This window comes from Arthrobacter sp. TJ-240, from assembly GCF_058269195.1.
Genome location: NZ_JBZCNG010000008.1, coordinates 82365 through 102078, shown reverse-complemented (window position 1 = coordinate 102078; position 19714 = coordinate 82365). Strand labels below are relative to the sequence as shown.

Below are 19714 nucleotides of genomic sequence, written 5' to 3'. Positions count from 1 at the left end.
CCCATGACCTCCAGCCAGACCTCCAGCCAGACCTCCAGCGCCGACCGGCCGTTCGACACCGTCCTCGTCGCCAACCGCGGCGAGATCGCGAGCCGCGTGATCCGCTCCGTGCGCGCCCTGGGGCTGCGCTCCGTTGCCGTGTACAGCGACGCCGACGCAGGAGCGCGGCATGTCCTCGAGGCCGACGTCGCGGTCCGCATCGGCGCGGCGGCGCCGTCGGAGAGCTACCTGTCCATCCCCGCCGTCCTCGAGGCCTGCCGCCGCACGGGCGCCGGCGCCGTGCATCCCGGCTACGGGTTCCTCAGCGAGAACGCCGCCTTCGCCGACGCCCTGCAGGGCGCGGGGATCGTGTTCATCGGTCCGTCCGTCCATGCCCTGGACGTCATGGGCGACAAGATCCGGTCGAAGAACCACGTGGCCCGCTCCGGCGTCCCCGTGGTGCCCGGCATCGCCGAACCGGGCCTCTCCGACGCGGACCTGCTGCGTGCGGCCGGCGGCGTCGGGTTCCCGCTGCTCATCAAGCCCTCCGCCGGGGGCGGCGGCAAGGGCATGCACGCCGTCCACCGTGCCGAGGACCTCCCCGAGGCGCTGACCACGGCGCGCCGCGTCGCGGCCCGCGCGTTCGGCGACGACACCCTGTTCCTCGAACGCCTCGTTCCACGCCCGCGCCACATCGAGGTGCAGGTCCTCGCCGACGGCCACGGCACCGTGATCCACCTCGGCGAGCGCGAGTGCTCCCTGCAGCGCCGGCACCAGAAGGTCATCGAGGAGGCGCCGTCCGCCCTTCTCGACGCGGCGACACGCCGCAGGATCGGCGAGGCCGCGTGCGCCGCGGCCCGCAGCGTCGACTACACCGGCGCCGGCACCGTCGAGTTCCTCGTCTCCGACACCGCGCCGGACGAGTTCTTCTTCATGGAGATGAACACGCGCCTGCAGGTCGAGCACCCCGTCACGGAACTCGTCACCGGCATCGACCTCGTGGAGTGGCAGATCCGCGTCGCCGCCGGGGAGCAGCTGCCGTTCACGCAGGACGACGTCGTCCTCACCGGCCACGCCGTCGAGGCCCGCGTGTACGCCGAGAACCCCGAGGCCGGATTCCTGCCGTCCACCGGGACCGTCCTGGCGCTCGCCGAACCCACGGGGGAGGGCATCCGCGTGGACAGCTCCCTCCTGCCCCGCGGCACCGTCTCGTCGTCGTACGACCCGATGCTCGCGAAGGTCATCGCGTGGGGTACGGACCGGCGCGAGGCGCTCGACCGCCTCGACGCGGCCCTCGCGGCCACGGTGGTACTCGGCGTGGACACCAACATCGAGTACCTCCGCCTGCTCGTGAACGACGACGACGTGCGGGCCGCGCGGCTCGACACGACCCTGATCGAGCGCAGACTCCCGGAGCTGGCCTTCCGCCGCGTGGGCGCCGAGGACCTCGCGCTCGCCGCCGTCCTGCTCCTCGAGGCCGAGCCGGTCGTCCCGGGAGGCTCGCCCTGGCACCGGGGGGACGGCTTCCGGCTCGGGACGCCCCGGCCGCGCGCCGTGACGCTCGAGGCCCAGGACACGTCCGCCACCGTCCGGCTCCTCCGGACCGGACGCGGCTGGGAGGCCGAGGTCGGGGGTACGGCCGTCACGGTCACCGTCGACGGCGGGGGAGCGACCGTCGACGGCCTGCGCACCCGCCGGCAGTACGCCGTCGACGGGGACACCGTCTGGCTGGGGGACGCCGGCTGGTCGGCCCGCGTCCGCCGACCGGGCCGCCGCGAACTGCTCGACGCCGCCCTGTCCCGCATCACGCGCGAGGAGGGAGCCGCCGACCCGCTGGTCCGCAGCCCCATGCCGGGCACCGTGGTGTCCGTGTCCGTCGAGGACGGCGCCACGGTCGAGGCGGGGGACGTCCTCGTCGCCGTCGAGGCCATGAAGATGGAACACCAGCTCACCGCCGCCCTGTCCGGCGTCGTCCGCCTGTCCCTGAAGCCCGGCGACCTCGTCCGGGCCCAGCAGATCCTCGCCACCATCGAGGCCGCCCCCGAGGGCAGCCCGGCACCTATCCCCACGGAAGGGAACGCAGCATGAAATTCGAACTGAGCGAGGAGTACCAGGACCTCGTCGACACCGTCCGCGAGTTCGCCGACGAGGTCGTGGCCCCGGTCTCCGCCAAGCACGACGCCGAGCACAGCTTCCCCTACGAGGTGGTCAAGCAGATGGGGGACATGGGCCTGTTCGGCCTGCCGTTCCCCGAGCAGTACGGAGGCATGGGCGGTGACTACTTCGCGCTCTGCCTGGCGCTCGAGCAGCTGGCCCGCGTGGACCAGTCGGTGGCCATCACCCTCGAGGCCGGGGTGTCCCTCGGGGCCATGCCCATCTACCGGTTCGGCACCGAGGAGCAGAAGCAGCAGTGGCTGCCCTCCCTCGCCGCCGGCCAGGCCCTCGGCGGATTCGGCCTCACCGAGTCCGAGGCGGGATCCGACGCGTCCGGCACGAGGACGACGGCGATCCTCGAGGAGGGCGCCAACGGACCCGAGTGGGTGATCAACGGGACCAAGGAGTTCATCACGAACTCGGGCACCGACATCACCTCCCTCGTGACCGTCACCGCCGTCACCGGGACCTCGGAACGGCCGGACGGCACGGTGAAGAAGGAGATCTCCACGATCCTCGTGCCCTCGGACACCCCCGGCTTCACGGCCGAGAAGGCCTACAACAAGGTGGGCTGGAACGCCTCCGACACGCACCCGCTGACCCTGCGCGACGTCCGCGTCCCCGAGGCGAACCTGCTCGGCACCCAAGGCCGCGGCTACGCAAACTTCCTGCAGATCCTCGACGAGGGCCGGATCGCCATCGCCGCGCTCGCCACCGGTGCGGCGCAGGGCTGCGTGGAGCAGTCCATCAGGTACGCCGGCGAGCGCATGGCGTTCGGCAGCACCATCGGCGCCTACCAGTCCATCCAGTTCAAGATCGCCCGCATGCAGGTCCGCGCCCACACCGCGCGCCTGGCCTACTACGACGCCGCGGCCCGCATGCTCGCCGGCAAGCCGTTCAAGACGCAGGCCTCCATCGCGAAGCTGGTGGCAGGCGAGGCTGCCATGGACAACGCACGCGATGCCACGCAGATCTTCGGCGGCTACGGTTTCATCAACGAGTTCGTGGTGTCCAGGCACTACCGTGACTCGAAGATCCTCGAGATCGGCGAGGGGACCACGGAGGTCCAGCTCATGCTGATCGCGCGGGAACTCGGCCTCTAGGTCCACCCGGCCGACGCCAGCGGCGACACGAAGGAGAAGCAGTGATCAACAAAGTGGTCAGCAGCGCGGCGGAGGCCGTGGCGGACATCCCCGACGGAGCGTCGCTCGCCGTCGGCGGTTTCGGCCTGTGCGGCATCCCGGTGTCGCTCATCGAGGCCCTGCACGAGCAGGGCACGGCGGAGCTGGAGACGGTGAGCAACAACTGCGGCGTGGACGACTGGGGCCTCGGCATCCTGCTGTCCGACCACCGCATCCGCCGCACCGTCAGCTCCTACGTGGGCGAGAACAAGGAGTTCGCGCGCCAGTACCTGGCCGGTGAGCTCGAGGTGGAGCTCACGCCGCAGGGCACGCTGGCCGAGAAGCTCCGCGCGGGCGGGGCGGGCATCCCCGCGTTCTACACGACGGCGGGCGTCGGCACCCAGGTGAGCGAGGGCGGCCTGCCGCAGCGCTACGACACCGAGGGGAACGTCACCGTCGCCTCGAAGGCGAAGGAGGTGCGGTCCTTCGACGGCGTCGACTATGTCCTGGAGGAATCGCTCCGCCCGGACTTCGCGCTGGTGCACGCCTGGAAGGGCGACCGGCACGGCAACCTCGTGTTCCACGCGACCGCGATGAACTTCAACCCGCTGTGCGCCCAGGCCGGGAGGATCACCATCGCCGAGGTCGAGGAGCTCGTCGAGCCCGGCGAGCTGGACCCCGGGCAGATCCACACACCCGGCATCTTCGTGCAGCGCGTCGTCGTCGCCCCGGACGCGGAGAAGCGCGTCGAGAAGCGCACGGTCTCGCTGGCTGCACCCGCCGCGTCCGAAGGAGCATGAGCATGGCACTCACCCGCAACGAACTGGCGGCCCGCGTCGCCCAGGAGCTCGAGAACGGCCAGTACGTCAATCTCGGTATCGGCATGCCCACGCTCATCCCCAACTACATCCCCGACGGCGTCGAGGTGGTGCTGCACTCGGAGAACGGGATCCTCGGCGTGGGCCCGTACCCGGCGGAGGACGCCGTGGACCCCGATCTCATCAATGCCGGGAAGGAGACCGTCACGGCGAACGCCGGGGCTGCGTTCTTCGACTCGGCGTCCTCGTTCGGCATGATCCGGGGCGGCCACGTCGACGTCGCCGTGCTCGGGGCGATGGAGGTCGCGCGCAACGGCGACCTCGCGAACTGGATGGTGCCCGGCAGGATGGTCAAGGGGATGGGCGGCGCCATGGACCTCGTGTTCGGGGCCAAGCGCGTCATCGTCATGATGGAGCACGTGGACCGCGCCGGCCGACCCAAGATCGTCGAGGCCTGCTCGCTGCCGCTGACGGGCAAGGGCTGCGTCGACCGGATCATCACAGACCTCGCGGTGATCGACGTCGAACCCGACGGCCTCGTCCTGCGTGAGACCGCCCCGGGCGTGAGTGCTGACGACGTCGTCGCCGCCACCGGTGCACCGCTGCGGATCGATCTCCCGGAAGCCGCGGCGTGAGCGGTCCCTCGGGGGAGCGCTCCGTGATCGAGCAGCGCGGGCTCTACCTCGACGAGCTCACCGTCGGCGCCGTCTACGCGCACCGGCCGGGCCGCACTCTCACGGAGGCGGACAACGTCCTGTTCACCACGCTGACCATGAACACCCAGGCCCTGCACCTCGACGCGGCGTGGTCGGCCGAGCAGCCGTTCGGCCAGCGCCTCGTGAACTCGATGCTGACCCTCGCCACGCTCGTGGGCCAGTCCGTCTCGCAGCTCACGCAGGGCACCATCGTGGCGCAGCTCGGCCTCACCGACGTCGCGTTCCCGAAGCCGCTCTTCCACGGTGACACCCTGTACACCGAGACGGAGATCACCGCCGTCAGGCCGTCGTCGTCCCGCCCGGGGCAGGGCATCGTGACCATGGCCCACACCGGGAGGAACCAGCACGGCGAGGTCGTGGCGACGGCGAGCCGCAGCGTCCTCATGTGGTCCTCGACGGGTCAGCAGGCGGCTCAGCAGGGGCAGGCATGAGCGGCATCGTGCTGGGCCCGGCCCTGCTCTTCTGCCCGGCGGACCGGCCGGAGCGCTATGCGAAAGCGGTGGACCGCGCCGACACCGTCATCCTCGACCTCGAGGACGCCGTCGCGCCGGCCGCGAAACCCTCGGCCCGCGCCGCGCTCGCCGCGTCGGCCCTCTCCCCGGATACCACTGTGGTGCGCCTCAACGCGGTCGGGACCGCGGACTTCGCCCGCGACTGCGACGCCGTCCGCCGCACTGCCTACCGCACGGTCATGCTCGCCAAGACGGAGTCACCCGACGACGTCGCCGCCGTCCGGGCCGCCCTCGGCGACGTGGACGTCATCGCGCTGTGCGAGACCGCACGCGGCGTCGTCAACGCCGTGGACATCGCCCGGGCTGAGGGCGTCACCGCCCTCATGTGGGGGGCCGAGGACCTCGTGGCGTCCCTCGGCGGGACCTCGAGCAGGACACCGACCGGCGCCTACCGCGCGGTGGCCCTCCACGCGCGCTCGCAGGTGCTCCTCGCGGCCGGCGCAGCGGGCCGCGCGGCCATCGACGCCGTCTACGTGGACATCGCCGACCTGGCGGGCCTTGCCGTGGAGGCCGACGACGCCGCCGCTTCCGGTTTCGCGGCCAAGGCGTCCATCCACCCGGGTCAGGTGGCCGCGATCCGTGCCGCGTTCGCCCCCGGGGCGGACGAGGTGGAGCACGCCCGTGCCCTGCTCGTGGCCGCCGAGCACGAGCGCGGCGTCTTCACGTACCAGGGGCGCATGGTGGACGAGCCGATCCTCCGGCACGCCCGCAGCGTCCTGGGCAGGGCACAGCGCAGCTGAGGGGTTGTGCCCGGCGTCGATTTCCGTACGCTGGGGCGATGCAGCCGCTGAGGTATTCCATCAACATCACCCTGGACGGGTGCTGCGACCACCGAGCGGCTGAGGCGGACGAGGAGCTGCACCGGCACGCCGTGGAGAATCTCGAGCGGGCCGATGCCCTCCTGTTCGGCCGGGTGACCTACGGGATGATGGAGGCCGCGTTCCGCGGTCCGGCGCACGCGGGTGCAGGGCCCGCGTGGACCGAGCCCTTCGCACGGACGATCGATGCGGCGAAGAAGTACGTGGTGTCCAGCACGCTGGAGCGGGTCGACTGGAACGCCGAGCTGCTGCGCGGGGATCTTGCAGAGGCGGTGCTGGAGCTCAAGCGGGCACCGGGCAGGGGGCTGTTCACGGGAGGGGTCACGCTCCCGCTGGCCCTGGCGGAACTCGGCCTGATCGACGAGTACGAGTTCGTGGTGCACCCCCGGGTCGCAGGCCATGGCCCTACGCTCTTCGCCGGCCTGTCGCAGCACCTGGACCTCCGCCTGGTGGACCGGCAGGAGTTCGGCTCCGGCGCGGTAGCCCTGCGGTACGAGCCGCGAGCCTAGCCGGCGCAGGTTGTGCAGGCTGCGGCCGGTCCGGCGCCCTGCCGGTCCTTCCCGTTCGATCCCACCGGGTGTACTGGTCCGGCGCTCGCCGGGCACCCCCTGTCGTGCGGCCGACCGGGTATCCCTCAGAAGGGCGGCAGTGCCTCGGCCCCGGCTTCCCCATCCGCACGCCGTCTAACGTCGACACCCTGCAGTATCCGGGCCGTCGCGGACGTACCCGGCTCACCGGGCGGCGGCTCCGGCGGCGTGGTGTAGGTACGGCCGCCCGGCGACAGCCAGGTCAGGCCGCCGTCGGGGTCGGGGCTCGGGGACCAGTCCGTCCGGTGCTTGAGCATGTGGTGTCGCTTGCAGGCGGGGAAGAGGTTGTCCGGGCCGGTCGCTCCGTCGTCGGCCCAGGCGAGCAGGTGATCGAGATCGCAGCGACTGGCGGGACGTGAGCATCCGTAGAAGCTGCAGGTGCTGTTCCGGAGCCGGACCCAGGTCCTGAGGTCCTCGCTCGGGCGGTACCGGGTCCTGTCCAGGCCGAGGACAGCGCCGGTGAAGGGATGGGTGAGCAGGCGCAGCCACGAGGTGGCGCCTGCGGCCAGCGTTCGGGCGGCATCGGCCGGGATGGGACCGTAGCCCTCCAGCTCGGCCGGCTCGTCGGTGAGTCCCATGAGCGAGAACACCGGAACCGTGACGACGATCTTCGCCGCGGCGGACCGTGGGAACCGGCCCTGCCCAGTCTCGGAGCTGCTGCTTCCGCAACGGCAGCTCGCGCCGCAGCCGGGAACCGTTCCGGTGCTTCCTCCGGCGCTTCCTCGGGTGCATCCGCCGGTGCCGAGCAGCAGGTCCGCCAGGACATCGGCCCGCAACTGGGGCAGCGTCCGCGGATCGTCCGCGGCGCGGAGAATCCGGGCAGCGGCGTCCACCGTGGTGTGGAGGGCGAGTGCCTGCTCCGCCGGGAGGTAGGCGTTCAACCACGCCATCCCGTCCTGATCCGGCTCGAACACGACACGCCGGTCCGAGGCAGCTCTCACCCTCCGGGCGATCAGCGTCTCCGGATGCAGCTTCTCCCTCAACCGCCGGCACCGCACCGTCAGCTTCGGCCGGTTCAGCTCGCCCGCCGTCTCGAGGATCTCCGCCTCGAAGGCGTGCACGGCCTCGCCGGGAAGGGTGCGGGACTGCTCCACGATGACCGACGCCCGCGCCGGGCAGATCCCGCCGGTCTCGAGGGCCATCAGGGTGCTCGTCAGCTCACGCGTCAGGGTCAGCGACTCCGAGACGAGCCGGGCGGCCGAGCCCTCGGACAGCTTCAGGAGTGCCGCGGTCTCCACGACCGTCTCCGTGAACGCGAGGGACGACGACCCGCCCGACCAGGTCCGGTGCCCGCGATCGCTGAACGTGCGGACCTCCGTGATCAAGCGGGCCCGCTGGGCGGCCGCCCAGGACGCAAGGCGCTCGGCCGCGCGCAGCAGCTCGAGCGTGTCGTCGAGGCGGGAGGGAGCGGCGATCATCGGCGCGTCCTGCAGGCGGGCCACCAGTCCGGACGGCGACGCCTCCTCGATGAGCGCTCGCCGATAGCTGTCGGTCCCTGCGTCCTCGGTGCCGAGGTCCTCCAGTGGACCGAGGATCTCGTCGACCGCATCCGCGGGCCATCCCCAGATCGCCTCGTCGTAGGCGTCCTCGAGGGCCAGCAGCGCCGATCCGGTGGACATACCCCATTCCATCACCCGGCACCGACACTATCGGTGCCCGTCAGGGGGTTGGAGGTGGCCGCCGGGGGCGTGCCGACCCCTACTCTGCGGGATACTGGGGCCATGGATTTCAGCAACCCCACCCGGGAGCACCGGCGCGTCTCCATCCTCGGCTCCACCGGCTCGATCGGCACGCAGGCACTCGATGTGATCGCCGCGGCGCCGGACCGCTTCAGCGTCGCCGGCCTCAGCGCGGGCGGGCGGAACCTGGACCTCCTCGCGCGCCAGGCCGTCGCCGTCCGCGCGCCCGCCGTCGGTGTCGCCTCCGCCACGGAGGCCGAGCTCGAGCACGCCATCGGAGCCGCCGCCGACACCGCCGGTGTCTCGGGCTATGCGCCGCAGCTCTTCGCCGGGGACGGCGCCGCGGCGCGCGTCGCCGCCTGGCCCGACGCCGACGTCGTCCTCAACGGCATCACCGGGTCAATCGGGCTCGAGCCGACCCTCGCCGCGCTCGCCGCCGGGCACCTGCTCGCGCTCGCCAACAAGGAGTCGCTGATCGCCGGGGGAGCCCTCGTGAGGGCAGCAGCCGCACCGGGACAGCTGGTGCCGGTCGACTCGGAGCACTCGGCCATCGCCCAGGCCCTGCGCGGGGGGACGGCGGACGAGGTGGACCGTCTCGTCCTCACCGCCTCGGGCGGGCCCTTCCGTGGCCTGACGCGTTCGCAGCTGCGCAATGTCACCCCGGCCCAGGCCGTCGCCCACCCCACCTGGGACATGGGCCGTGTCATCAGCACCAACTCCGCGTCCATGGTCAACAAGGCCCTCGAGGTCATCGAGGCCCACCTGCTCTTCGACATCCCGCTGGAGCGCATCGACGTCGTCGTCCACCCGCAGTCCGTGATCCACTCCATGGTCCAGTTCGTCGACGGCTCCACGCTGGCGCAGGCCTCGCCACCGGACATGCGCCTCCCGATCGCCCTCGGCATGGGCTGGCCGTTCCGGGTGCCGGGATCGGCCAAGGCCTGCAACTGGAGCCGCCCCGCCGAGTGGACCTTCGAACCCCTGGACGAGGAGGCGTTCCCCGCGATCACCCTCGCCAAGCGGGCCGCCGCCGAGGGAGGCACGCGCATGGCCGTGTTCAACGCGGCGAACGAGGAGGCCGTGGAGGCCTTTCACAGGGGAGCCATAGGTTTTCCTGACATCGTGGACACGGTCTCCGCCGTCGTCGACGACCAGCGCGCGCTGGACGCCGCCGGCGGGGCACACCTCACCCTCGCTGCAGTCCTCGAAGCCGAGCGCTGGGCACGCACGAGTGCCCGGGCCCGTTGTGGCCTCGGGGAGTCGCTGCCCGGAACGGCAGCGGCATCGGAGATCCAAAAGGAAAAGCTGTGACTGTTCTGTTGTTCATCGTCGGGGTGCTCTTCGTCGTCGTCGGGATCGCCGCCTCGATCGCCCTGCACGAGGTGGGACACCTCGTGCCCGCGAAGCTGTTCCGGGTCCGCGTCACGCAGTACATGGTGGGCTTCGGGCCCACCGTCTGGTCACGTCGCCGGGGCGAGACCGAGTACGGACTCAAGGCGATCCCTGCCGGAGGATACGTCTCGATGGTGGGCATGTTCCCACCCGCCGCGACCGGCGACGCCGCCGTGCGCCAGTCCAGCACCGGCGTCTTCCAGCAGCTCACCAACGACGCACGGCAGGCCGCGGCGGAGCAGCTGCAGCCGGGCGACGAGGACCGCGTCTTCTACAAGCTGCCCATCTGGAAGCGCATCATCATCATGATGGGCGGTCCGCTGATGAACCTCCTGATCGGCACGGTGCTGTTCGCCGTCCTGCTCATGGGCTTCGGCACCGCCCAGCCCACCACCACGATCGCCTCCGTCTCCGAGTGCGTGGTCCCCGCGAGCCAGCAGGCCGAGACCGGGCAGACGGAGTGCGGCGCGGACGATCCCGCCGCCCCCGCGTACGAAGCGGGCCTCCTGCCCGGCGACCGCGTGGTCGCCTTCGACGGCCGGGACGTCACGGGCTGGGACGAGCTCTCCGGCTGGATCAGGGAAGCAGCCGGACGTGAGGTCGCCATCAGCTACGTGCGCGACGGCGAGACCATCGACTCCACCATCACCCCGCTGCTCACCGAGCGGCCCGTCGCCACCGCGGACGGCACGGCCGAGGTCGACGACGAGGGCACCACCGTCACCCAGGAGGTGGGCTTCATCGGCGTCGGATCGACGCAGGAGCTCGTGCCGCAGCCCGCGGGCGCCGTGCTTCCCGCCGTCGGCGACTCGCTGGCCCGCGTGGCCGGGGTGGTCCTGAACCTCCCGCAGCGCGTCGTCGAGGTGGGGCAGGCGGCCTTCTCGGACGCACCGCGCGATCCCGAGGGGCCCATCAGCGTGGTGGGCGTCGGCCGGATCGCGGGGGAGATCTCCGCGATGGAGGAGATCCCCGTGGAGTCCCGCGCCGCGACACTGATTGGACTGGTGGCCGGCGTGAACCTGGCGCTGTTCGTGTTCAACCTCATCCCGCTTCTCCCGCTCGACGGCGGCCACGTCGCAGGGGCGCTCTGGGAGGGCCTGCGGCGCACCGTGGCCCGCCTGTCCGGGCGTCCGGACCCCGGGCCGTTCGACATGGCCAGGCTCCTGCCGCTCACCTACGCCGTCGCGATCCTGCTGATGGGCATGGGCGTGCTGCTGATCTACGCCGACATCGTGAAGCCGGTCGATCTGTTCGGCTGATCGGTTGTAAATCGGATTTCAACCTCATACGGTTGAAGAATGTTCGTCCTCACGATCGACCAGGCCGGCAGCCGCAGCACGACGGACCGCATCCCGGACCTGCTGGACCTCCTCGCCCCGATTCCCGCCGCCCTGCCCTGGGAGCGCTCGGTCGGGGACGAGGCGCAGGGCGTCCTGACCCACGCCGGTGACGTCGTCGACGCCGTCCTGCTCTGCCTGCGCTCCGGCGGCTGGTACGTCGGCATCGGCATCGGAGGCGTGGAGGAGCCCTTCCCACGCTCCCCGCGCGAGGCCCGCGGGTCCGCCTTCGTGGCCGCCCGGCGCGCCGTCGAGCGCGCCAAGAAGACGGGGGAGCGGGCACCACTGGCCGTCGAGTCCCCCGACGGCGGAGCCCGTGCGGCGGCGGAGGCGGAGGGCGTGCTCGCGCTGCTCGGCCGGCACGTCCTCGGACGCTCGGAGGCGGAGTGGCGCATCCTCGATCTCCTGCAGCCGGGCGAGCGCGGTACCCAGACGGCCGTCGCCCGCACGCTCGGCATCAGCCCGCAGGCCGTGAGCAAGGCCGCCGCGCGGGCCGCCTGGCACGAGGAACACGCCGTCCGGCCCGCGGCGGCGCGGCTGCTGGCCTGGGCCGATGCAGGCGCCGCGTAGTCCACGGGCGTCTGCCTGGGGGTGCCGTGGGGTAGACATGGAGCAGAGACCGGGAGACCAGGAGGAGGTCGGGTGGACGCACTGTGGATCGTGGCGGCGCTGGTGGTGGCGGGCGGCGTCGGCCTGCCCGTGACCATGCTCGTGCTGCGCCTCGCACGCTCCGTGGACACCGCGGAACGGCGCCGGGAGGAACTGCCCGAGCCCGCGGACCAGCCGCAGCTCGATCTCCCCGAACCGCCCGCCCAGCCCCCGCAGGCGCCCGTGGACGCCCTGCCGCCCGGGGTGCTCCGGGGCGGACTCGTCATCGGCGTGCTTGAGCGCCTCGCGGTGACCGTCGCCATCCTGGGCGGCCAGCCGGTCGCTATCGCCTACGTGGTGGCCGTCAAGGCCCTCGGCCGCTACGCCGAGCTGAAGGAGACACCGGCGGCGTCGGAACGCTTCATCATCGGCACCCTGACCTCCATGCTGTGGGCCGCGGGTGTCGCGACCCTCGTCAAGGTGTACCTGCTGTGACTCACGTAGGGTGATTCCATGAGCATCTTCGCCGTCGAGTACGTGTACAACCCAGACCACGACGACCTCCGCGCGCAGCACCGACCCGCACACCGGCAGTGGCTCGAGGAGCTCGTCGGCCAGGGCCGTGTCCTCGCGTCCGGGCCCTTCGCCGACGGCAGCGGAGCACTCCTGCTGTTCACCTCGGAGAACGAGTCGGACCTCAGCCGGCTGGTCGGCCAGGACCCCTTCGCCGTCGCGGGAGCGATCTCGGCGGTGAAGACCACCGAATGGAAACCCATCATCGGGGCATTCCGCGACCACGTGTGACGTGCATCGCCACCGCGCCCCGGACCGCCGGGGCGGGTGGATAATGAAAAAAACGAACTCGTCAGACGCGCGGTCAAGGCCGCCAGCATGGAGGAACCATTGACCTCGGTCAACCTAGGAATGCCCGCAGCGCCGCCGCCGGTCCTCGCGCCCCGGCGCAAGACCCGCCAGATCAAGGTCGGCTCGGTGGGCGTCGGGTCGGACTCGCCGATCAGCATCCAGTCGATGACCACGACGCCGACCACGGACATCAACGCGACGCTCCAGCAGATCGCCGAGCTGACGGCCACCGGCTGCGACATCGTCCGGGTGGCCTGCCCCTCGGCCGATGACGCCGCGGCCCTGCCGATCATCGCGAGGAAGTCGCAGATCCCGGTCATCGCCGACATCCACTTCCAGCCGAAGTACGTGTTCGCGGCGATCGACGCCGGGTGCGCCGCTGTCCGCGTGAACCCGGGCAACATCCGCAAGTTCGACGACCAGGTCAAGCAGATCGCCGATGCGGCGAAGGCCGCCGGCACCTCGATCCGAATCGGAGTCAACGCCGGCTCCCTCGACCCGCGCCTCATGCAGAAGTACGGCAAGGCCACCCCCGAGGCACTCGTCGAGTCCGCGGTCTGGGAGGCGTCCCTCTTCGAGGAGCACGACTTCCACGACTTCAAGATCTCCGTGAAGCACAACGACCCGGTGATCATGGTGCGTGCCTACGAGCTCCTGGCCGAGCGCGGCGACTGGCCCCTGCACCTCGGGGTCACGGAGGCCGGGCCCGCCTTCCAGGGCACCATCAAGTCCGCCACGGCCTTCGGCGCCCTGCTCTCCAAGGGCATCGGCGACACCATCCGCGTGTCCCTCTCCGCCCCGCCGGTCGAGGAGATCAAGGTGGGCAACCAGATCCTGCAGTCGCTCAACCTCCGCCCCCGCAAGCTCGAGATCGTCTCCTGTCCCTCCTGCGGCAGGGCGCAGGTCGATGTCTACACCCTCGCCGAGGAGGTCACCGCCGGCCTCGAGGGCATGGAGGTACCGCTGCGGGTGGCCGTCATGGGATGCGTCGTCAACGGGCCGGGCGAGGCACGCGAGGCCGATCTCGGCGTCGCCTCCGGCAACGGCAAGGGCCAGATCTTCGTGCGCGGCGAGGTCATCAAGACCGTGCCCGAGGACCAGATCGTGGAGACGCTCATCGAGGAAGCCATGCGGCTCGCAGAGGAAATGGGTGAGTCCGATGGCGAAACTGCTGGCCAGGGTGGCCCCATGGTTACCGTCAGCTAGGTCGCAGCCCGACCCCGAGGGACCCTGGTCCTTCCGCGTGCTCGGCGAGGAGGACACCCGGGACCTCTGGACCATCGTCGACGACGATCCCGTGGCCAACGTGTTCGTCGCCTCCCACCTCGAGTCGATGGGCAGCGCCGCGCCGTCCTTCTCGGGCGGGGAGATCATCGGCATGTTCCGCCACCACGACCTGCGCGCCGCCTGCTGGGCGGGCGTGAACCTCGTGCCGGTCGGGGTGACGGACGAGACCGGCGCCATCTTCGGCGACCACCTCGGGCGCTCCGGGCGTTCCTTCTCATCGATCTTCGGCCTTTCGGAGGGCGTGATGGACCTGTGGTCCACCTTCGAGGACTACAGCGCCGAACCGTTCGACGTCCGCCCCACGCAGCCGCTCATGGCCATCGACGCGGACCCCCTAGTCGCTCCGGCGACCGATCTCCGCTTCACACGGCCCGATGAGCTCGACCGGCTGCTGCCCGCGTGCGCGGCCATGTTCGAGGAGGAGGTGGGCTACTCGCCGTTCATCGGCGGGTCGGAACACTACCGCCGCCGCGTCGCCTCGCTCATCGGCCGCAAGCACTCCCTGGCAGCCTTCGACGACGCCGGCCAGGTGATCTTCAAGGCCGAGCTCGGTACGGTGTCCTCCCAGGTCGTGCAGGTGCAGGGCGTCTGGATGAACCCGGATCATCGCGGCAAAGGACTGAGCGCCGCGTACATGGCGGGTGTCGTCGCGTCCGCCCGCGCCCTCGCGCCCACGGTGAGCCTCTACGTGAACTCCTACAACGCCCGCGCGATCGCCGCGTACAAGCGCGTGGGGTTCGAACAGGTGGACACCTTCGCGACCATCCTCTTCTGAGGACCCGGGCGGCCGGGCACGGCGGCGCCGACCCGCTAGATTGGTATCTGTTGTCTCCCGCCGGACGGCGGGAGCGTGAACGGCAGCGCACGATCCCGGTGCGCGATAGAAACGAACGGACACCCGCGTGGTCTTACGACTCTCGACCCTTTTCCTCCGCACCCTGCGGGAAGATCCAGCCGACGCCGAAGTCGCGAGCCACCGCCTGCTGGTGCGTGCCGGCTACATCCGGCGTGCGGCGCCCGGCATCTACAGCTGGCTGCCGCTGGGACTGAAGGTCCTCGCCCGGGTCGAGGCGATCATCCGCGAGGAGATGGAGGCCATCGGCGCCCAGGAGGTCCACTTCCCCGCGCTGCTGCCCAAGGAGCCCTACGAGGCGACGAACCGGTGGACCGAGTACGGCGACGGCATCTTCCGCCTCAAGGACCGCAAGGGCGCCGACTACCTCCTCGCGCCCACGCACGAGGAGATGTTCACGCTGCTCGTGAAGGACCTGTACACCTCGTACAAGGACCTGCCCGTGAGCCTGTTCCAGATCCAGACCAAGTACCGCGACGAGGCACGGCCCCGCGCGGGTCTGCTCCGCGGCCGCGAATTCATCATGAAGGACTCCTACTCCTTCGACATCGACGACGAGGGCCTCGAGGCGAGCTACCAGCTGCACCGCGGCGCCTACCTGCGCATCTTCGAGCGCCTCGGACTCGAGGTGGTCCCCGTGACCGCGACCGCCGGTGCCATGGGCGGCTCGAAGAGCGAGGAGTTCCTCCACCCGACGCCCATCGGTGAGGACACCTTCGTGCGCTCCGCGGGCGGCTACACCGCCAACGTCGAGGCCGTCACCACCGTGGTGCCCGACGCCGTCGACTTCACCGGTGCGCCCGCAGCGGAGGTCCGCGACACCCCGGACACCCCGACCATCGACACCCTCGTGGACCACGCGAACGCCGCAGCGGCGCGGGCCGACCGCGCGTGGACCGCCGCCGACACGCTCAAGAACGTCGTCCTCGCGGCCGTGCTGCCCACCGGCGAGCGCGAGATCGTCGTCGTCGGCGTACCCGGGGACCGCACCGTGGACCTCAAGCGCATCGAGGCGAACATCGCCGGCCACCTCGAGACGGGCGGCGAAGTGGCCGTGGAGGCCGCCGGCGAGGAGGACCTCAGGAAGCACCCGGGCCTCGTCAAGGGCTACATCGGCCCGGGGCTCGCGCTCGACGCCGCCGTCCTCGGCCTCGAGGGCTCCACCGGCCTGCGCTACCTCGTGGACCCCCGCGTGGTCAGCGGCACCTCGTGGATCACGGGCGCCAACGAGCAGGGCCGGCACGTCTTCGGCCTCGTGGCCGGTCGGGACTTCACCTGGGACGGGATCGTCGAGGCCGTCGAGGTGCGCGAGGGCGACGAGGCGCCCGACGGATCGGGACCGCTCATCGCCGCCCGCGGCATCGAGATGGGCCACATCTTCCAGCTCGGCCGCAAGTACGCGGACGCTCTCGGGCTCAAGGTCCTGGACCGGAACGGCAAGCTCGCCACGGTGACCATGGGCTCGTACGGCGTCGGCGTGACCCGCGCCATCGCGGCCCTCGCCGAATCGAACCACGACGATGCGGGCATCATCTGGCCCCGCAACGTCGCGCCCGCCGACGTGCACATCGTCGCGACCGGCAAGGGCGCCGAGGTGTTCGAGGCGGCCGAGAAGCTCGCCGGCGAACTGGAGGCGGCCGGACTGACCGTGCTCTACGACGACCGCCCCAAGGTCTCCCCGGGCGTCAAGTTCGGCGACGCCGAGCTCATCGGCGTGCCCACCATCGTCGTCGTCGGCCGCGGGCTCGCGGACGGCGTCCTCGAGGTCAAGGACCGCCGGACGGGCGAGGCGCAGGACGTCGCCGTGGACGAGGCCGTCGCGCTGCTGCGCGAGCTCACCGCGCACTAGGCCCCGGTGGTGTCCGGACTCGAGGAACTGCACCTCGCCACGATCCTGCTGGTCCTCGTCGCGGGGTTCGCCGCCGGCTGGGTGGACGCGGTCGTCGGGGGAGGAGGGCTGCTGCAGCTGCCCGCCCTCCTCCTCGTGCCCGGCATCACGCCCGTGGAGGCCCTCGCGACCAACAAGCTGGGGTCCATCTTCGGCACGACGACGAGCGCCGTCACGTACTACCGCCGCGCCCACCCGGACCTTCGCACCGCCCTGCCCATGGCGGGGATCGCCCTCGTGGGGAGCTTCGGCGGCGCGATCCTCGCCGCGTCGCTGCCGTCGTCGGTGTTCAAGCCGATCATCGTCGTGGCGCTCATCGCCGTCGCGGTGTTCACGGCCCTCAGGCCCTCGGTGGGGACGCTCACGCAGCTGCGCCACCAGGGGGCACGGCACTACGGGACGGCCGGCGCGATCGGCCTCGTGATCGGCTTCTACGACGGGCTGATCGGCCCCGGCACCGGGTCCTTCCTCATCATCGCGATGGTCACGCTGCTCGGGTACGACTTCCTCGGCGCCAGCGCGAAGGCGAAGATCGTGAACATGGCCACCAACTTCGGGGCGCTCATGTTCTTCCTCCCCAACGGGTCCATCCTCTGGGGGCTCGGACTGCTGCTCGGCGTCGCGAACATGGCCGGCGGCTACACCGGATCCCGCATGGCCATCAGCCAGGGGAGCAGGTTCATCCGCGTGGTGTTCCTCGCCGTCGTCGGGGCGCTGATCCTCAAGCTCGGCTACGACGTGTGGGTGGAGAACGTCAGGCCGATGCTCGGCCTACAGGGCGGGTAGGGCGCTGACCGGCGGCAGCCCGTCCAGCGTCCGCCCCAGGACCGAGCTCGCCACCCAGAGCGAGCGCTGCGCGTCCCCGCCCAGGCCGTGCCCGAGGTAGAACAGCGCGTTCCGCACCTCCCGGACCACCGTCCAGCCGCGGGCCAGGCCCGCATCCAGCCCCGCGGCGACGGCCAGGGCCGTGCCGTGCGCCCGGAGGTGCCCGGCGGGATCACCCGCGTCGAGTTCGTCGAGGCGGTTCCACAGCATCGGGGCCACCGCGTACTCCGCGTCCCCGAGCACCGGTTTCGGATCGATCGCCGTGAAGTGCAGCAGCTGCCCGGGCGACGACGGCAGCAGGTTCGCGTAGTGCAGATCGGCATGCACGAGCACGTCGTGGTCGGACCTCCTGCCCACCGCACCGCGCGACTGGCACACCTCGAGGGCGGACTCCATGAGCCACCGCGGGAACGGCTCACCGAGCTCGTCCCACCGCGCGGGCAGCGTGTCCGTCCACTCCTCGGCCGCGGCGGCCAGGTGCGGGATGGCCGCCCACGCCGCGCTGTCGCCGGGCCGGATCGACAGCTGCCGCATCACGGCGCCCCACGGGCCGGGCGTCGCGTCGAGGGGCACGTCGTGCAGCGACGAGTCGCCGTCGAGGCGTTCGAGCAGCAGCGCGAAGTCCGGGCGCGACGACGCCAGCAACCGCACAGCGCCCGTCCCGTCCCACAGCGCCAGGGCGTCGGGTTCCGGGAGGGCCTCGTCGTGCGGGACGGTGAGCTTGAGGACGCACCGCTGCGTGCGGCCGCCGGTGTGCCCTACCACCGGGACGACGACGGCGCACCGGCCCGCCCAGACGGGCTGCCCGGGCGCGAGGTCCAGGTCGAGGTCCCAGGCTGCGAGCCGGTCGGCCAGCAGTCCGCGCCAGTCCCGCAGCCACCGGGCGCCACCGGTGATCGTCCGTGCGCTGCCCACGAGGCGCGGCGGCAGATCGGGAATCACCCGCTGGGTGTCGGCTGTGTTGCTGACCGGCGACCGGTCGTGCCCGTCGGGCACCACGCCCGCTCCGCTAGCCATCGGCCGGCTCCTCCGGCTCGTCCGGTCCCGTGGCGCCGGTCGCGCCGTCCTCGAGCCCGGGGAAGGCTCCGAGGGGTGCCCCGGCGTCGAGGCTGCGCTGCGCGGCCGCGTTGAAGGAGACGACGGCCCATGCCCGGGCATCGGGCCCGACCGCAGGGATCAGCCCCGCGTACAGCCCGGCATGCTCCTGTTCGAGGTGGCGCAGGGCCGCTGCCGGATCCGCGCGGAAGTCGGTCCCGATCGCGAAACCGGCCGGTGCCGGGGCGGCCGGGGCGCACAGGTCCTCGAGACGTCGTGCGGCGTCGTCGGCGGCCGCCCCGTGCAGCGACGCCCGGGCGAGCAGGGCCGGCGGGTCGGGAAGCAGCGCCGCGGCGACCTCGTACCCGAAGCGTGCCTGGTCCTCCGCGGTCTTCGCACTGAGCATGGCCTTCCGGTCGGCGTCCGGCCCGCGCGGCGTCCCGGCGCAGTCAGCGGGACCGGACGGAGCGGACGGATCGGACGGAGCGGCGCCTGGATCGGACGGGGCGGCGCCTGGATCGGACGGGGCCGAGGGGGTTGCTGCGGCCGGGGCCACGGCGGCGAACAGTCCCGTCGAGCCGGCCAGGTCCCCGACCGGGACGGCATCGGCGGACGGCAGGCCGGCATCGGCTCCGAGGAGCGCACCGAGCAGTACCGCGTGCCGCCACTGGTTCGCTCCTGCCGACGCGAGGACGCGGGCCGGACCGGGCTCGGCGCCCACCGCGTCGCTCAGGCTGTGCAGGGCACTGTCGCGGAGGAGGGCGAGCACGCCTGCCGCGTCGGCCGGTGCGGGAGCGGGGACCGCCGGATCGGACGGCCCGGAGGAATCGGAGGGATCGGACGGCTCGGCAGGATCGGTTGCCCCGGGCGCGGCGTCCGGTGACGGGGATCCTGGCGACGGCACCGTGGTGGAGCGTGGCAGGGCGACCGCGTCGGCCTGCGCCGCGAGATCGTCGGCGGCGGCCACCAGGGCACCGGCGAGCGCCGGGTCGGCCGCCGCGGCCTCCCGGGCATCCTCGGCCAGTGCACGGTACCGCCCCTCGGCGTCGAGCTGCGCCCGCTCCGCGGCGGAGTAGACCGGTGCCTGCGGCTCGTCGGGAGTCACGCCCACGCCGACGCCGACCACGAGGAGGACCACGAGGAAGAGGCCGACGAGCCTCGCAGCACCCCGGGCCCATCGCCCGGCAGCGGAGGCCGTCGTGCCGTCACGCCCTTGCTGTACGCCCGTATCCGCCTGCCTTCTCACAATTTCCGATGATCC

Annotated in this window: 19 protein-coding genes; 16 read left to right on the top strand and 3 right to left on the bottom strand. The window is 71.8% G+C overall.

Translation table 11 applies throughout. The features are described 5' to 3' along the window. Positions 1-3 precede the first annotated feature (3 nt). Genes AC4D2C_RS17125 through AC4D2C_RS17095 form a run of 7 tightly spaced genes read left to right on the top strand, consistent with a single transcriptional unit; the run spans position 4 to position 6627 of the window. Positions 4-2067 carry an acetyl/propionyl/methylcrotonyl-CoA carboxylase subunit alpha gene (locus AC4D2C_RS17125; protein WP_490916021.1) on the top strand — a complete coding sequence of 688 codons (2064 nt, stop codon included), beginning with the start codon at positions 4-6 and terminating at the stop codon, positions 2065-2067. Next, positions 2064-3236, top strand: a complete 1173-nt coding sequence (locus AC4D2C_RS17120) for an acyl-CoA dehydrogenase family protein (protein ID WP_490916020.1) — start codon at positions 2064-2066, stop codon at positions 3234-3236. The genes AC4D2C_RS17125 and AC4D2C_RS17120 overlap by 4 nt, the downstream gene beginning before the upstream one ends. 41 nt (positions 3237-3277) lie before the next feature. Continuing rightward, the gene (locus AC4D2C_RS17115; protein ID WP_490916019.1) at positions 3278-4054 is read left to right on the top strand and encodes a CoA transferase subunit A; all 777 of its coding nucleotides are present in this window, start codon (positions 3278-3280) and stop codon (positions 4052-4054) included. 2 nt (positions 4055-4056) lie between these two features. Further along, positions 4057-4707, top strand: coding sequence for a CoA transferase subunit B (locus tag AC4D2C_RS17110; RefSeq protein WP_490916018.1), 651 nt, complete (start codon positions 4057-4059; stop codon positions 4705-4707). Then, positions 4704-5219 (top strand): MaoC family dehydratase, encoded by a 516-nt coding sequence (locus AC4D2C_RS17105; RefSeq protein WP_490916017.1) that lies wholly within the window; start codon positions 4704-4706, stop codon positions 5217-5219. The genes AC4D2C_RS17110 and AC4D2C_RS17105 overlap by 4 nt, the downstream gene beginning before the upstream one ends. Further along, the gene (locus AC4D2C_RS17100; protein WP_490916016.1) at positions 5216-6040 is read left to right on the top strand and encodes an HpcH/HpaI aldolase/citrate lyase family protein; all 825 of its coding nucleotides are present in this window, start codon (positions 5216-5218) and stop codon (positions 6038-6040) included. The genes AC4D2C_RS17105 and AC4D2C_RS17100 overlap by 4 nt, the downstream gene beginning before the upstream one ends. 38 nt (positions 6041-6078) lie before the next feature. Beyond that, positions 6079-6627 (top strand): dihydrofolate reductase family protein, encoded by a 549-nt coding sequence (locus AC4D2C_RS17095; protein WP_490916015.1) that lies wholly within the window; start codon positions 6079-6081, stop codon positions 6625-6627. A gap of 125 nt (positions 6628-6752) precedes the next feature. Here AC4D2C_RS17095 and AC4D2C_RS17090 read toward each other — a convergent pair whose 3' ends face one another. Then, positions 6753-8324 (bottom strand): HNH endonuclease signature motif containing protein, encoded by a 1572-nt coding sequence (locus AC4D2C_RS17090; RefSeq protein ID WP_490916014.1) that lies wholly within the window; start codon positions 8322-8324, stop codon positions 6753-6755. 102 nt (positions 8325-8426) lie between these two features. On the opposite strand from AC4D2C_RS17090, the gene dxr reads away from it, so the two are divergent. The 9 genes from dxr to AC4D2C_RS17045 all read left to right on the top strand — a co-directional run bounded on the left by dxr (position 8427) and on the right by AC4D2C_RS17045 (position 17379). Next, entirely contained in the window at positions 8427-9695 is a 1269-nt protein-coding gene (dxr, locus tag AC4D2C_RS17085) for a 1-deoxy-D-xylulose-5-phosphate reductoisomerase (RefSeq protein WP_490916013.1), read from the top strand. After that, a complete protein-coding gene (locus AC4D2C_RS17080) occupies positions 9692-11035 on the top strand; it encodes a M50 family metallopeptidase (protein ID WP_490916012.1) in 1344 nt (447 codons plus the stop codon). The genes dxr and AC4D2C_RS17080 overlap by 4 nt, the downstream gene beginning before the upstream one ends. Before the next feature lie 39 nt (positions 11036-11074). Further along, positions 11075-11683 carry a MarR family transcriptional regulator gene (locus AC4D2C_RS17075; protein WP_490916011.1) on the top strand — a complete coding sequence of 203 codons (609 nt, stop codon included), beginning with the start codon at positions 11075-11077 and terminating at the stop codon, positions 11681-11683. 72 nt (positions 11684-11755) lie between these two features. Then, on the top strand, positions 11756-12196 hold the full coding sequence (locus AC4D2C_RS17070; RefSeq protein WP_490908240.1) for a hypothetical protein: 441 nt from the start codon (positions 11756-11758) through the stop codon (positions 12194-12196). An 18-nt stretch (positions 12197-12214) separates the two neighbouring features. Further along, positions 12215-12505 carry a YciI family protein gene (locus tag AC4D2C_RS17065; RefSeq protein ID WP_490908239.1) on the top strand — a complete coding sequence of 97 codons (291 nt, stop codon included), beginning with the start codon at positions 12215-12217 and terminating at the stop codon, positions 12503-12505. A gap of 99 nt (positions 12506-12604) precedes the next feature. Continuing rightward, positions 12605-13771, top strand: a complete 1167-nt coding sequence (ispG, locus tag AC4D2C_RS17060; RefSeq protein WP_104179949.1) for a flavodoxin-dependent (E)-4-hydroxy-3-methylbut-2-enyl-diphosphate synthase — start codon at positions 12605-12607, stop codon at positions 13769-13771. Continuing rightward, positions 13725-14627 carry a GNAT family N-acetyltransferase gene (locus AC4D2C_RS17055; protein WP_490916009.1) on the top strand — a complete coding sequence of 301 codons (903 nt, stop codon included), beginning with the start codon at positions 13725-13727 and terminating at the stop codon, positions 14625-14627. Before ispG ends, AC4D2C_RS17055 begins: the two co-directional genes overlap by 47 nt. Positions 14628-14754: 127 nt before the next feature. Next, positions 14755-16554 (top strand): proline--tRNA ligase, encoded by a 1800-nt coding sequence (locus tag AC4D2C_RS17050; RefSeq protein ID WP_490916008.1) that lies wholly within the window; start codon positions 14755-14757, stop codon positions 16552-16554. Between the two features lie 6 nt (positions 16555-16560). Next, complete coding sequence (locus tag AC4D2C_RS17045; protein WP_490916007.1) at positions 16561-17379, top strand: sulfite exporter TauE/SafE family protein; 819 nt, start codon at positions 16561-16563, stop codon at positions 17377-17379. On the opposite strand, the gene AC4D2C_RS17040 is transcribed toward AC4D2C_RS17045, so the two are convergent. Both AC4D2C_RS17040 and AC4D2C_RS17035 read right to left on the bottom strand, forming a co-directional pair. Further along, positions 17365-18435, bottom strand: a complete 1071-nt coding sequence (locus AC4D2C_RS17040) for an aminoglycoside phosphotransferase family protein (RefSeq protein ID WP_490916006.1) — start codon at positions 18433-18435, stop codon at positions 17365-17367. The two genes, AC4D2C_RS17045 and AC4D2C_RS17040, sit on opposite strands and share 15 nt — an antisense overlap. Next, complete coding sequence (locus tag AC4D2C_RS17035; RefSeq protein WP_490916005.1) at positions 18428-19699, bottom strand: DUF4439 domain-containing protein; 1272 nt, start codon at positions 19697-19699, stop codon at positions 18428-18430. Before AC4D2C_RS17035 ends, AC4D2C_RS17040 begins: the two co-directional genes overlap by 8 nt. Positions 19700-19714: the final 15 nt, after the last annotated feature.

Coding starts and splice junctions, on each gene's coding strand:
- AC4D2C_RS17040 (WP_490916006.1), bottom strand. CDS start 18,435: ATGGCTAGCGGAGCGGGCGTGGTGCCCGACGGGCACGACCGGTCGCCG.
- AC4D2C_RS17100 (WP_490916016.1), top strand. CDS start 5,216: ATGAGCGGCATCGTGCTGGGCCCGGCCCTGCTCTTCTGCCCGGCGGAC.
- AC4D2C_RS17110 (WP_490916018.1), top strand. CDS start 4,057: ATGGCACTCACCCGCAACGAACTGGCGGCCCGCGTCGCCCAGGAGCTC.
- AC4D2C_RS17065 (WP_490908239.1), top strand. CDS start 12,215: ATGAGCATCTTCGCCGTCGAGTACGTGTACAACCCAGACCACGACGAC.
- dxr (WP_490916013.1), top strand. CDS start 8,427: ATGGATTTCAGCAACCCCACCCGGGAGCACCGGCGCGTCTCCATCCTC.
- AC4D2C_RS17095 (WP_490916015.1), top strand. CDS start 6,079: ATGCAGCCGCTGAGGTATTCCATCAACATCACCCTGGACGGGTGCTGC.
- AC4D2C_RS17055 (WP_490916009.1), top strand. CDS start 13,725: ATGGCGAAACTGCTGGCCAGGGTGGCCCCATGGTTACCGTCAGCTAGG.
- AC4D2C_RS17075 (WP_490916011.1), top strand. CDS start 11,075: ATGTTCGTCCTCACGATCGACCAGGCCGGCAGCCGCAGCACGACGGAC.
- AC4D2C_RS17120 (WP_490916020.1), top strand. CDS start 2,064: ATGAAATTCGAACTGAGCGAGGAGTACCAGGACCTCGTCGACACCGTC.
- AC4D2C_RS17125 (WP_490916021.1), top strand. CDS start 4: ATGACCTCCAGCCAGACCTCCAGCCAGACCTCCAGCGCCGACCGGCCG.
- AC4D2C_RS17090 (WP_490916014.1), bottom strand. CDS start 8,324: ATGTCCACCGGATCGGCGCTGCTGGCCCTCGAGGACGCCTACGACGAG.